Genomic DNA, 12989 nt, shown 5'->3' with positions numbered 1-12989 from the left:
ACAATAAAAGTGTTGATTATGACAGGAAGTATGATATGGAGGAGTTAAAGCATGCAAAATAAAATTCAAGTTAAGAGCGTAGAAAAAGAGAAGATGCTCTTATTTTTTGTGCGGAAAATACAGAGCTACGTGTAGATGGTTTAAAGGCACGTAGTCACGTACTTGTAGATTCAGACAATTTATCATTTTTATATATTTTAGAGAATGAAACCTCTTTTATTTACGTGAGTATCCCGCATACGTGCTGGGAAGATTTAAAAAATGCAATGAAGAACGATGAAACAATGTTTGTTCGTATTCATGACGTTGAAATCGAGTTAGAACAAATGAAAGAAGAATTGGAATATTTAATTGAAAATATTGAAGGAAATGCGAATTACGGTGAGGAACTCGTAAATGCAGTAGAAAAAGTGTTTCTGTAAAGTGAAACTTCTGTCAGTGGAGGCATTATCGTACTGACGGTTAGTTGAACCAATCGGGCTCATACGGGCAGTTGTCTTCCATCTTCTGCGATTTCTTAGAATCTTGAGATTGGGATTTTACTGCCCATTAGAGCGGGATAGAAGAAACTGATTTGTTTTGGTGGTGGTTACATTGGATCGAAATTGGGAAGAATTTTTAGCTCCCTATCATCAAGCTGTAGGAGAGTTGAAAGTAAAATTAAAAGGAATGCGTTCTCAGTTTGAAATGTTGGCTGAACATTCGCCCATTGAGTTTGTAACAGGTAGAGTCAAATCCGTTGCAAGTATTATTGATAAAGCAGCAAAACGTACTATTCCACTCGATCGTTTGCAGGAAGAAATGCAAGATATTGCTGGGCTTCGCATGATGTGTCAATTTGTTGATGATATTAAGCCAGTTGTAGAATTTTTACGAAAACGTAACGATTTTGAAATTGTGGAAGAACGCGATTATGTGACGCAAAAGAAGGAAAGTGGCTATCGTTCCTATCACGTTGTCATTAGTTATCCTGTGCAAACGATTCGTGGGGAGAAAAAAGTGTTAGTTGAAATTCAAATTCGAACGTTAGCAATGAATTTTTGGGCAACAATCGAGCATTCTTTAAATTATAAATATCGTGGGCGCTTTCCAGAAGATATTAAAGTGCGTTTGCAGCGCGCAGCTGAAGCAGCTTATCTATTAGACGAAGAAATGTCTTCGATTCGTCTTGAAATCAAAGAAGCACAAAAGATTTTTTCGCGCAAGCAAGAGGCGAAAGAAACAGAATAATAATCTAAAGGGTGTTGGGCGATGAAATTTGCAATTATGTCAAAGGGAGATCAATCATCAAATGAGCTTACAAGTACGATGACAGAGTACTTACGCAATTTTGAATTTACAATGGATGAAATAGAGCCAGATATTGTAATTTCTGTTGGAGGAGATGGAACACTGCTGCATGCGTTTCATCGCTATCAGAATCGGTTAGACAAAACAGCATTTGTCGGTGTGCATACCGGGCATTTAGGATTTTATGCAGATTGGTTACCAACAGAAGTTGAGAAGCTTGTCATTGCGATTGCAAAAACGCCTTTTCAAGTTGTTGAATATCCATTATTAGAGGTCATTATTCGTTACATGAATGGAAGTAAAGAATCACAATTTTTAGCGCTAAATGAAGCGACGGTAAAAAGCAATGAAGGAACGCTTGTTATGGATGTAGAAATTCGCGGTGAATACTTTGAAACATTTCGCGGTGACGGCCTTTGTATTTCAACACCTTCTGGGAGTACCGCGTATAATAAAGCACTGGGCGGAGCGATTATTCATCCATCTTTGGAAGCCATTCAAATTACAGAAATGGCGTCTATTAATAATCGAGTTTTTCGTACAGTTGGATCTCCGCTCGTATTACCGAAGCATCATACGTGTGTGTTAAAACCAGCTACTGGAATGAACTTGCAAATTACAATTGATCATTTGACGATGGATCATCAAGATGTTAAATCGATTCAATACCGGGTGGCAAATCAAAGGGTTCGATTTGTGCGGTTTCGTCCATTTCCATTTTGGAAACGAGTGCGTGATTCCTTTGTGGCAGATCAGTAAAGCTCAACTAACTAGCAGCGGACGTTTTTCCCGTTGCTAGTTAGTTGAGCCAATCGGGCTCAGGATACATTGGGAACACTTAAAGAACACTGGTAGAGAGGAATAGAATAGAGTTATGCAGTTGAGAAGGTTTACTTTAACTTGGTGTATAACAGAAACAGATGATGGAATGCTTATTCGAGAGTTTTTGAAGGCGAAAGGTATTTCTAAAGCAGCGTTAACAGATATAAAGTTTCATGGCGGAGCGATTGAAGTGAACGGACATTCTGTAAATGTACGTCATGTTTTGCAAGAGGGAGAGAAGTTAGCAGTATGCTTCCCACCTGAGCAAAGAAGTGAAGGAATGCTAAGCGAGGATATCCCACTTTCGATTGTGTATGAAGACGATTCTGTTCTTGTTATTAATAAGCGGCCGTATATGTCAACAATTCCATCAAGAGAGCATCCGAGCGGGAGTGTAGCTAATGCTCTTTTGCATTATTATGATCAGCAAAATCTTGCAAGTACAGTACATATTGTAACAAGGCTCGACCGGGATACATCTGGTTTAATGTTAATTGCAAAAAATCGTTTTATCCATCACTTGTTATCCAAGCAACATCAACAAAAACAAGTGCAAAGAACATATGAAGCGATTGTTCATGGAACGATAGTAGAAGACAGCGGAACAATTGATGCTCCCATTGCACGAAAAGATGATAGTATTATTGAGCGCATGGTCCGTGAAGATGGGCAGCGAGCAGTTACTCACTTCGATGTGCAAAAGAGATTGAAAGATAAGACGCATGTGGCACTTCAATTAGAAACAGGACGGACGCATCAAATTAGAGTACATATGGCGCATCTCGGCCATGCGTTACTTGGTGATGATTTGTATGGTGGGAAAACGGATGAAATAAAGAGACAAGCATTACATAGTACAAATTTAACATTTTATCATCCTGTATTAGAAAAGCAGCTTACATTTCATGCGGAGTTGCCGGAAGATATGAGAAAGCTGATGGAATCATGATTCCATCAGCTTTTTTTAGTCAATAGAACGAAATTTCTCCGGTACAAACGGCATTGAAGAAGGAACGGACACCGTTTCCATTTCCGGATAACGAAGTCCTGTTAATTTTCCGCCAAATACTGATCCAGTATCGATATTCACAGTATGATTGACGAATCGAGGTTCTTGTACAGGTGTATGTCCGTATACAATCCAAGCATCTCCAGTATAATGTTTCGCCCAGTCACGGCGGACAGGAGAACCGTCAGGGTGCTTTTCGCCTGTAATATCACCGTACAAGACGAAAGTTTGGACTTTTTTATCACTTCTCCCGATATAATCTTGGCGAATACCAGCGTGACAAACAACGAGTTTTCCGTTATCCAGTACGTGATAGAGAGGCGACTGTTCGTAAAGATCAATAAACTTTTTCTGTATGATTTTTTGCTCACGTGTACTTAATGCTTCGTATTCTGCAACGGTTGTTTCTAGGCCGTGCGCCACTTGCACTTTGCGCCCAAGGAAGTAACGATATAATTTATTACAATGATTACCGGGGGCATAATATGCTTCTTTTTTATGCAGGACAAGGTCCCACACAATTTCAATCATGCGAAGAGAATGAGGACCACGGTCTGTAATATCACCGACGAAAGCAAGTTGCCGTTTTTGTGGATGAACAGGTAACCCGCTATCCCATTTATAACCAAGTTGTTTTGTTAATGATTGAAACTCCTCTAAACAGCCATGAATATCTCCGATAACATCATACTTCATATTGGATCACCTACTCTTTTTTGATTAGTATACCGCTACAAAGGCAAGAAAAAAACCATATCCACTAGGATATGGTTTAATCAAACATAAATTTCTTTGTTCGTGACTGTACATTCAGAATGAAGCCAATCGCAATCATATAGGTGAGCAAGGAACTACCGCCGTAACTTAAAAGTGGTAATGTAATCCCGGTAATAGGAAGTAGCCCGATTGTCATGCCAATATTTTGGAACACTTGGAATGTAAACATCCCGACGGTTCCCGCACATATATAACTTCCGTATGGATCATTGCTTTCTAACGCAATATGAATCATGCGATAAATGAGTAGGAAGTAGAGTGAAATAACGACGCTTCCTCCTAAAAATCCGAATTTCTCAGCAATATTTGTAAAAATAAAATCGGTATGAGGTTCAGGGAAGTATACTTCTGCACCGTCCCAACCTTTTCCGTATAACTCGCCTGATCCGGTAGCTAAAAGGGCTTGAGTTAATTGATAACCCTGTGTTGGGTATTCATAAGGTGCTAACCAGCCGTAGAAACGATCTAGCTGATACTCTTTTAAAATATGTGCTTTAAAAAATGCTGTGTGTGCAAAGTAAATATAAACGAGTAGTGCAGCAACTGCAGCGACAATGCCAGCTAAACCGAAAATAAAGCGCCAACGTATACCGGATACTAAAATCATGGCTGCAAGCATTGCTGAAATTACCATTGTATTCCCCAAATCTGGTTCTTTTGCGATTAACAGTAATGGTGGTAAACTCGCTGCAAATATTTTTCCAAGTAAGAGTAGATCTTCTCGTGACGTTCGAATCGTATATTTTTCATTATGGTCTACGATAATGCGTCCAACTACAAGAATTAAAAAGAGTTTCATGATTTCTGAGGGTTGGAAATTACCAATACCTGGAATTGCGTACCAAGCTGTTGCCCCTTTAATTGTTACCGCGCCCGGAAAATGAAACTCAAGTCCAAGAAGAAGAACCATTGCGAATCCGTATAAATACCAACAAATTTGTTTATAGCGATCGAAGTCGACAATCATAACTGCAACAACTGCAATAATCCCAATTATATACCATTTGATTTGCTGCGCAACGAAATTAACTTTTTGTAAATTTGGTGGCAAGGATGGCTGTGCACTGGCGATGGCAAAGCAACTTACTATAGCGATTGCAAGTACAATCATTATTAAGACGTAATCTATTTGATATCGAGAATTTTTATCTTTCACCGTACTGTATTCCTTTCTATGACTCATTGTTATTAAAAAAGACACTATTACCATCTTAGCCGATTTTTTGTTGTTTGCAAATATGTTGTTTAGATTTAGGTTGGGAATGTCAGATGTGTGGACTGTTATAACATAAAATTTTTATCCCGCTATTCGTGGGCATTAAGACCCCCACCTCAAGATTAAGAGAAAAGTGAAGAAGATAGGTGGGGGATAACTGCCCGTAAAAAACCGATTGGTTAACCATCAGTGGGGGATAACTGCCTGTAAAAGCCCGATTGGGCGGGCTTCCATCAGTGGGGGGATAACGATTTGAACATTCCATGGCCGGTAAAAGAACCTATTTTGTCAAAAAATATCGGTTACTGCCATTGCTTATTGAGTGTAAAGATTGTTTTTTAGTAGGAGAGTTGTCTATGAATATATTAGTAACAGGCGGAGCTGGATTCATTGGTAGTAATTTTGTTCATTATATATTGAAAGCATACGAAAATTACCATGTTATTAATTATGACGCGTTAACATATAGTGGTAATCTTGAAAATTTACGTTCTGTTGAGCAAGACCCTCGCTATGTTTTTCTAAAAGGCACGATTCAAAATCGTGAACTTTTAGAATATGTTGTTCAGAAGTATAAGGTAGATGCCATTGTTAACTTTGCAGCGGAATCACATGTTGATCGTAGCATTGAAAATCCTATTCCTTTCTATGATACGAATATAATTGGAACGGTAACGTTATTAGAGCTAGTCAAAAAATACCCTCATATAAAAATGGTGCAAGTCTCAACAGATGAAGTGTATGGCTCATTAGGAGAAGTAGGGAAATTTAAAGCATAAAATGTTAAAATTAAATGATTTCTCACAGATGCCATCTTGGGAAGAAGGATTAGAACGCTTCTTTAGCGAAACAAAGAATCACTAGTGAATTTGGGCTAGTGATTTTTGTTTGCCTTTAGAGTATTTTATGTTAATATAAAAATAGTACCAGGTTCTAATAACAACTATAATTTATGGATATAGGAGGATAAATACATGAATCTTCTCAATGTAAAAGGAAAAAATATTGTCGTAATGGGCGTTGCAAACCAACGAAGCATCGCTTGGGGAATCGCGCGTTCATTACATAATGCAGGAGCAAACTTAATCTTCACTTACGCAGGTGAACGTTTAGAAAAAAATGTACGTGATTTAGCGGAATCATTAGAAGGACAAAAATCACTTGTATTACCATGTGATGTAACAAGCGATGAAGATATTGCAAGCTGCTTCCAAATGATTAAGGAAGAGGTTGGAGTTATTCATGGACTGGCTCATTGCATTGCATTCGCAGAACGTGATGATTTAAAAGGTGAGTTTGTTGATACATCTCGTAATGGCTTCTTGTTAGCTCAAAATATTAGCTCATTCTCATTAACAGCTGTAGCAAGAGCTGCGAAAGAAGTGATGACAGAAGGTGGAAGTATCGTAACGTTAACATATCTAGGCGGCGAGCGTGTTGTATCGAACTACAACGTAATGGGTGTTGCAAAAGCATCATTAGACGCGAGCGTAAAATATTTAGCGAACGATTTAGGAAAGCATAATATCCGTGTCAACTCAGTATCTGCAGGACCAATTCGCACATTATCAGCAAAAGGTGTTGGCGATTTCAATAGCATTTTAAAACAAATTGAAGAACGCGCACCACTTCGTCGTAACGTAACGCAAGAAGAAGTAGGAAATACAGCGTTATTCTTATTCAGTGACCTAGCAAGCGGTATTACTGGTGAGAATGTTCATGTGGATTCTGGATATCATATTTTAGGTTAGTACGAAAAGATAAATTAACTATATTTATAAAATAAAAAGCCCTCTTGAATTGTAAAAAATACGATTCAGGAGGGCTTTTTAAATGTAAAGTTTAAAGGAAACGACACCAAGAGCAGTAGAGTCGATTAAATATGAAGCGAACTCGTTTTTGAATTTGAAAATCTCTTATATTAATGAACTAGCAAAGTTGTGTAATCAGTTGAATATAAATATTACTAATGTAGCAAAAGGAATGGGATTAGACAATAGGAATGGTACCAGTGCAGCGATGCTGGTTCCATTGGCTAATTTGTATTCTAACAGAGGAGTACTACGGCGTTCTCGATATCATACAGAGCACCTTCATATCGGTTATACGGTATACTTCTGTTACAGTTTTTCATTAGCAGGACCAAACTAGGCAATGATAACGATTGGCATCGAGAATAAGAGTAGGGAGGAAAGTGTTAGATTATCACTTATCCCGCTATTTGCGGGCAGTAAGACCCCCACCTCAAGATTCAGAGAGAAACGAAGAACATAGGTGGGGGATAACTGCCCATAAAAGTCCGATTGGTTCAACTAACCATTAGTGGGGGATGAAGAAAACCCTCACTGATGGAAGTTTCACTTTATCCAATGATTAAAATTATGAATTCAAATGCTATATTTTTAAAGATAAAGTTATAGAGTATTTCCTGCTCCGCGAATTTAATAAGAATATTCTCAATTCCGGCACTGTGAAAATCGACTATAGCGTTACAGTAACCCATTGAGATTCTTTAACATACCTTAAAACATACAAACAATAAGATTAAAAAAGTCATCACAAGTCGTCAACACAATTACAGAAATGATGGGCGGATCCACTTAGTTATATCAAGGCTTATCCGCCTATTTGCATGCCCATACAACAACAATGATAATGACATAGAGTAATATAGTACCGAAGTTTAAGTGAAGGAGGTGCTCGAAATGAATGGTTTGTGTAATCAATTATGTAACTTAAAACCAGGAATTGAGGTTGATTTTTTATTAAGGGGAGCCTCTAGAATGATCACCCTGACTTTTATAAAATTTGATCCTGAGGATGGGTGTATTACAGGGAAAGATTGTAATGGAGCTATTAGAACATTAAGTTGTCATTGTATTTGTGCGTTTTCACCCCGTATTCCTCGGAAAGAATTATGTTGTAAAATTATCGTGGAGCATAAGACGCAACTGGTGCCTCCTGCAAAAAGGGGAACTGCCAGAGCCACTAAAACGGTAGTAGCTAACATTGAAAAGGTATGTCCGGAAGTGGTTGTTATTTGCGGTGTGATTCATAAAACCATAACCTATACAGCAGTAATAGATGGTTGCGAGGTTAAGAACCATGTAATTAAAGACGATGTCCCATTTCAATGTCTGATTGAACAAAATGATATCAAGGAAGGGGATGATCCATGCGGTATTACTCAACAGGATGTCATCAAGGAAGGGGATCAATTCCGTATTATCCAACAGGGTATTTTGTGCGAGGTTTTTGCGCATGAAGCGAATTTTGGCGGACAGGATCATTCAGTCGCCTTTAAGTTTGTAGAAAAAGATATTGTTAAGGTATGTATTGAAAAAGTAAGAATGTATTGAAAAAGTAAGATAAACCAACTATTGACAGAAACCCCCATCAGTATTCGACTGATGGGGGTTTTATTTTGCTTTACGGGGTAGAATCAGCAACTAAACGCCGAGGTGTAACAGCGAAAGATTAACACCTAAAAGGGCTGCAGCATAGGTTTTAGTTGATTAAACCATATCCACTGAGGACTATAACGTTGTCTTGCCATTGTTTTCGCGTGGATTACGCGATTTTCACGCATTAGATTGATAATAATTTCTGTATGTTCTTTCAAATATGCTTCCTCGGAAGGGTGGTATGTTTCGGCGGTATTATACCCAAAATTTCTTGCATCCCACTTCATAAAGTAAGAATTCAATACTTTTCCAACTTCCTCCAAAGCAGGAACTCTTTCATTCAATACAATGAAATTACCTTTACTTGCCGCTTCTAACACGGTTAATCCAAACGACTCAGAAAAAGAAGGACATATAAAAAGATTAGAAAGGGAAAATAATTCTAAAACACCCTTTCTAGGGAATCCATTTTTAAAAGCTTCTATATCTGAAGTAAAAAACATATCATTTTGTTCTAAACCGAATGACATTCCCTGTGCCTTAATTAAAGCTTTATATTGTTTAGTCCCAATATCCGCGCTTGGAAAATCGCAAAATATGACTTTCACCGTTTTTTCGCAGTTTTTCTTAATGGCCCCGCATAACGATGCGACTTTTTCAAATTTCTTTCCAGGTGTCAGTCTTCCCGGATAAATAACAAGTATATCAGGGGACATGAGGTCAACTTCTTGTCCGAGCAACTTGACTTCATCGCTCATGTAATTTAACAAATCAAGGCTGTTATTGACTGCTCGGCAGTTCCCTTCCGGAGCGTTGTACTGTTTGGAGAGCGCAGAAATTCCTGATTGGGTAGGATAGACATATAAAGTATTAGGCATAGGTGTAAACCTTGCTGAAAACGGCCATTTAGGATTTGAGGGACGATTCACAGGAGCAGAATGTGTAAAAGCGATAAATTTGACATGCGGTAGCTTTTCTTGTGCTTTTCTCACCGCCACATTGTGGAGTAAATGCCAACCTTGATAATGAATATCATGCATAATACATGCATCTACATCAGATAATTTTGTTACCAAATCATCCGCAATCACATCCACTTCCTGATAAAAAGTATCATGTACTTTTCCACTGGCCTGTGTATAGTCTCTCCAATGTATTTGATTGCCGTTGAGATGATTGACCACTTTTCTCCATTCAATCCGTTCATCCAAGAAAATTCCGTGCCTCGCATCAAGCGGACAATTTTCACTTACAAGCATGATCGGCTGTTTATCATCATCCAACAACATCCTTATTTGTTCCGCTACAACATTTACTAATGAGTACGTACTATCTAAACCATTAAACATTGTTAGAAGCGCAACTTTCATTCGTCAAGCCTCCTTTACGAACCCGTTGTTAAAAATATCTACCTTAGAATTTATATGAACGTTTAACAAAATTATACTCTCGTTTAATCCTTGTTCTTACTGTCAGAAGCGTTTAGCGTTTAAGATACATGGATAAGAAAAGGTCTGCAAACAACCTAACTATATAAGTCCCACTTAATAACTCGACATGTCTCTATTTAATGGAAACAAGTTCGCAAACGGCTATCCAGGCATCTTAAATTAGCCATCAAATTTTCTAGATGGATATATAAGAAGTTTACAGGAGGAATTTTTTAATCAAATTGAATGATTAGTTAACATTATTATTCAGTTTGATAAAAAAAGCTGCAATTGATAATTTTGTGGTTGTTTTCCCAATTTAGCCCTAATTTTCTCATCAGCAGGACTTACCGAAGTAATGATATCTTTATCACCGCAATATCTTGACAATGAAATTTCGATGCAGGTGCCGGCTGTTTTTGTGTTTTTTAAAAGATGAATTTATGTTTATGAGATATAATCACTTTGTTCTACTAACCTTATCTTTATTGTTTTTATTGTTCGAGAGATTAAGTGATTTTGTATTCGTATAAATTACAAAAATTCTCTAACTCTAATACGATATCCATATTACAATTTTCTTTTATAAAGGAGAACGATAGATCAGGGTGATTTCTTGCATTTACTTTCTTCTCTATTTTTTCAACTGGTAATAATGATTCTTTATTTTCAAATCGTTTTAGAAAATAAAATAATTTTTCTTCTGGATTTTTATCGATGCAAACTTTTAGATTAGGTCTTTGCAGTTCTATTTTTTTATACCAATCAAGAACACTTTTTACAGCCACTTCTACTTCATTTAGACCATCCAAATTTATATGCCTTTTACGGTATGCTAAGCTTTTTTAAATGTATTTTCTGTATAATAAGTACTACTTATTATATCAAGTGGATGTCTTAGATTCATGATAATATAGTCAAAGGTGTAATCTTTTCGATTAAGAGTTCGATCTCCAAACACTGGATAACCATCAGCTGCAAACATCCAGCTGCTAATTCCATCTTTTCCCATACGTTCATGCCCAATATCATATCCAAATCGCTGAAATAGCTTTGCCGTAAATCCGGTACCACTTCGTGGATGTCCTAAAATTAAAAATTTTCTTTTTTGCATGTAACTTCACCTTTTTATAAATGAATTATTGACAGAAATTTATGGTATCAAAATATCTTTCCCCGTCTTTTTTCGATTTCCTTCATAATGGATTCTTTTCCGGAACGATATGCTTTTAGTAATTCCCGGTTTGCTGCGTAATTACCCATGTTATTGCGTTGATGCCACAAATGATAGAGTGTAGCATCCATCCTTTTCACATACCCACACAATTGATTTAGTGATGCTGCAAATGCGTCGTCTTCTCCACCCCATCCGACAAACCTTTCATCAAAACCACATACAGTTTCAAAATGTTTGCGTGGTACAATATTCACCCCTCCCATAGCCGCATATGGCCGTAATTTAGTTTCGATATTAATAGGAAGAGGCCATTGCGGTTTGGTTTTAAGCAGCTCTTGAGTACTTTTTTGTGAAATATTTAATACCTTTCGAAAGGGAATAACCCAGGCATGTGTTTCTAGGTGTTTAATAGATTGCTCCAAAAGTGAGGGATCGTAAAATATATCTGCATCAGCAATGACAAGGATATCTCCTTTCGATTTTTCCACAGCCTTATTTATTGCTTTTGCTTTTGAAAACGGTTTTTCATTACATATACCAATACACAATTCCACTTCAGGAAACATAGTTTCATAAAATTGTTTAACCCACTGAAAAGCATGTTCCCTTGATTGATCGTTCAAACTAATGGGTATAATGACCGATACATCCTTCAAGAATATATGACCTCCTTTCTGTCTATAATTAAATGCAACATTCCAATAAGGAGAGGGGCATTTCATTTTATTAAATCTCCTTGCTGCTAATATATGAAGATTCTATGGAAGGGTTTGGACAATTGTTTCGCTAAAATCTCCTTTAAGTCGAATAACTAATTATTCGACTATAGGTACACTAAAAAAGGAGGTCCTAAAACCCCTTGCATTTAACTGGTTTCGAGCCGTGTTACACTCAAACACCATTCCGATTAATTAACTGACACGAGCCCCTTTTTTAAACATTTTTACAATAGCTGTAATGTCGTTCTTCTAAGCCTTAATCTGTTGCTTTCCTTTCTGCATTTCTCTCAAAAAATGAGTGTGATTCCAAGACCCTAAAGATAACCGTACTGTTTCATTATTGCTCCACACTCTTTTAGGATAATTTGCTTTTCTACATTAGAAACTTCTCTGGGAGTACTCCAGATTTTTTTGATATGACGGTATCAATTTCTTCTGAGGAAATCTTTCCAAATTTAGAGATTGTTTCAATGGTCGTTTGATCTTTATTTACAATATTTTCATATTTAATCAAATGGGATTTAGAGTCAATCTTGGGTAATTGAAGATAATAGGAGGCATGTTTATTCCACTTTTTTGTAAAATTAGCAACATTGTTTCCTAAACCTGCTCCCAGCATACTTTTCCATACATCAATTGGATTTCGAACGAGCAAAATGATTTCAGTATCCGGATAACAATTTCTAAACAAGGTTAATTCATTTTCACCATATCTTACTTCTTTAAAACCAATGATGTCATGTTCTCCGCGATACTGTTCATATAAAGAATCAAACAATACTTTTATAGAATTAATAACGGCTTTGTCGACAAATTCCATCTCAGGGTTCATGCACGCAATCCAATGATTAGGATCTTCGTTATTATTAAAATAGTTTAAACGCTGTTGTTTTAAATTTTCTGAATAGTGTTTCAGGTTGCGGTGAATATTATAAAAGTTTGTTAATAGACCATCCTGTTCTCCCCATATCAAAGTTTTTTTCCTAACGTTAAAAATACGTTGTAAAAGCGTTGAACCTGAACGATGGGTTGCTGATGAAATAATGATATCCATTTATCTCTCACCTCTAATTTGTTAATTTTTGAATAAAATCCCCGGTATCGTATGCTCCTTTACAATTATATGGAACATATTATTTCATTGT

13 protein-coding genes and 3 pseudogenes are annotated in these 12989 nt (G+C 36.9%); 9 read left to right on the top strand and 7 right to left on the bottom strand.

The features are described 5' to 3' along the window. The first annotated feature begins 51 nt into the window (after window positions 1-51). The 4 genes and pseudogenes from ACEWFJ_RS18685 (at window position 52) to ACEWFJ_RS18670 (ending at window position 3061) form a co-directional block, all read left to right on the top strand. Window positions 52-422: pseudogene (locus ACEWFJ_RS18685) on the top strand (UPF0738 family protein). 172 nt (window positions 423-594) lie between these two features. Beyond that, the gene (gene yjbM / locus ACEWFJ_RS18680; protein WP_429708393.1) at window positions 595-1230 is read left to right on the top strand and encodes a GTP diphosphokinase; all 636 of its coding nucleotides are present in this window, start codon (window positions 595-597) and stop codon (window positions 1228-1230) included. A gap of 21 nt (window positions 1231-1251) precedes the next feature. After that, on the top strand, window positions 1252-2049 hold the full coding sequence (locus ACEWFJ_RS18675; RefSeq protein ID WP_473689497.1) for an NAD kinase: 798 nt from the start codon (window positions 1252-1254) through the stop codon (window positions 2047-2049). Window positions 2050-2170: 121 nt separating this feature from the next. After that, window positions 2171-3061: an RluA family pseudouridine synthase gene (locus tag ACEWFJ_RS18670; RefSeq protein WP_473689496.1), complete on the top strand. Its 891-nt coding sequence runs from the start codon at window positions 2171-2173 to the stop codon at window positions 3059-3061. 15 nt (window positions 3062-3076) lie between these two features. On the opposite strand, the gene prpE is transcribed toward ACEWFJ_RS18670, so the two are convergent. Together prpE and ACEWFJ_RS18660 are read right to left on the bottom strand one after the other, a co-directional pair. Continuing rightward, window positions 3077-3817, bottom strand: a complete 741-nt coding sequence (gene prpE, locus ACEWFJ_RS18665) for a bis(5'-nucleosyl)-tetraphosphatase PrpE (protein ID WP_473689495.1) — start codon at window positions 3815-3817, stop codon at window positions 3077-3079. Window positions 3818-3893: 76 nt separating this feature from the next. After that, window positions 3894-5054: an FtsW/RodA/SpoVE family cell cycle protein gene (locus tag ACEWFJ_RS18660; protein ID WP_473689494.1), complete on the bottom strand. Its 1161-nt coding sequence runs from the start codon at window positions 5052-5054 to the stop codon at window positions 3894-3896. Window positions 5055-5470: 416 nt separating this feature from the next. Here ACEWFJ_RS18660 and ACEWFJ_RS18655 point away from each other — a divergent pair. From ACEWFJ_RS18655 to ACEWFJ_RS18635, 5 genes and pseudogenes are all read left to right on the top strand, one after another. Next, window positions 5471-5884: pseudogene (locus ACEWFJ_RS18655) on the top strand (GDP-mannose 4,6-dehydratase); the annotation flags it as partial. Window position 5885: 1 nt separating this feature from the next. Then, window positions 5886-5978: pseudogene (locus tag ACEWFJ_RS18650) on the top strand (dTDP-4-dehydrorhamnose reductase); the annotation flags it as partial. Window positions 5979-6088: 110 nt separating this feature from the next. Beyond that, window positions 6089-6865, top strand: a complete 777-nt coding sequence (gene fabI, locus ACEWFJ_RS18645; RefSeq protein ID WP_429708407.1) for an enoyl-ACP reductase FabI — start codon at window positions 6089-6091, stop codon at window positions 6863-6865. 124 nt (window positions 6866-6989) lie between these two features. Beyond that, the gene (locus ACEWFJ_RS18640; protein ID WP_473692588.1) at window positions 6990-7265 is read left to right on the top strand and encodes a hypothetical protein; all 276 of its coding nucleotides are present in this window, start codon (window positions 6990-6992) and stop codon (window positions 7263-7265) included. 554 nt (window positions 7266-7819) lie between these two features. Beyond that, on the top strand, window positions 7820-8473 hold the full coding sequence (locus ACEWFJ_RS18635; protein WP_473689493.1) for a hypothetical protein: 654 nt from the start codon (window positions 7820-7822) through the stop codon (window positions 8471-8473). A 125-nt stretch (window positions 8474-8598) separates the two neighbouring features. Here ACEWFJ_RS18635 and ACEWFJ_RS18630 read toward each other — a convergent pair whose 3' ends face one another. The 5 genes from ACEWFJ_RS18630 to ACEWFJ_RS18610 form a co-directional block, all read right to left on the bottom strand. Continuing rightward, entirely contained in the window at window positions 8599-9888 is a 1290-nt protein-coding gene (locus tag ACEWFJ_RS18630; protein ID WP_473689492.1) for a glycosyltransferase, read from the bottom strand. Between the two features lie 569 nt (window positions 9889-10457). Continuing rightward, complete coding sequence (locus ACEWFJ_RS18625; protein ID WP_473689491.1) at window positions 10458-10760, bottom strand: hypothetical protein; 303 nt, start codon at window positions 10758-10760, stop codon at window positions 10458-10460. Between the two features lie 23 nt (window positions 10761-10783). Further along, window positions 10784-11062 (bottom strand): hypothetical protein, encoded by a 279-nt coding sequence (locus tag ACEWFJ_RS18620; protein ID WP_473689490.1) that lies wholly within the window; start codon window positions 11060-11062, stop codon window positions 10784-10786. A gap of 47 nt (window positions 11063-11109) precedes the next feature. Continuing rightward, a complete protein-coding gene (locus ACEWFJ_RS18615; RefSeq protein ID WP_473689489.1) occupies window positions 11110-11781 on the bottom strand; it encodes a glycosyltransferase family 2 protein in 672 nt (223 codons plus the stop codon). A 436-nt stretch (window positions 11782-12217) separates the two neighbouring features. Beyond that, window positions 12218-12898: a sulfotransferase gene (locus tag ACEWFJ_RS18610; RefSeq protein WP_473689488.1), complete on the bottom strand. Its 681-nt coding sequence runs from the start codon at window positions 12896-12898 to the stop codon at window positions 12218-12220. Window positions 12899-12989 lie beyond the last annotated feature (91 nt).

The sequence above is a fragment of the Bacillus sp. EA-CB0995 genome, from assembly GCF_055814245.1.
The sequence above is the reverse complement of the archived record's forward strand: the minus strand, read 5'-3'. Positions and strand labels throughout refer to the sequence as shown.

Excerpts from the sequence above, each read along its gene's own strand:
- ACEWFJ_RS18675 (WP_473689497.1), top strand. The coding sequence starts at position 1,252 with ATGAAATTTGCAATTATGTCAAAGGGAGATCAATCATCAAATGAGCTT.
- prpE (WP_473689495.1), bottom strand. The coding sequence starts at position 3,817 with ATGAAGTATGATGTTATCGGAGATATTCATGGCTGTTTAGAGGAGTTT.
- fabI (WP_429708407.1), top strand. The coding sequence starts at position 6,089 with ATGAATCTTCTCAATGTAAAAGGAAAAAATATTGTCGTAATGGGCGTT.
- ACEWFJ_RS18635 (WP_473689493.1), top strand. The coding sequence starts at position 7,820 with ATGAATGGTTTGTGTAATCAATTATGTAACTTAAAACCAGGAATTGAG.
- ACEWFJ_RS18630 (WP_473689492.1), bottom strand. The coding sequence starts at position 9,888 with ATGAAAGTTGCGCTTCTAACAATGTTTAATGGTTTAGATAGTACGTAC.
- ACEWFJ_RS18620 (WP_473689490.1), bottom strand. The coding sequence starts at position 11,062 with ATGCAAAAAAGAAAATTTTTAATTTTAGGACATCCACGAAGTGGTACC.
- ACEWFJ_RS18610 (WP_473689488.1), bottom strand. The coding sequence starts at position 12,898 with ATGGATATCATTATTTCATCAGCAACCCATCGTTCAGGTTCAACGCTT.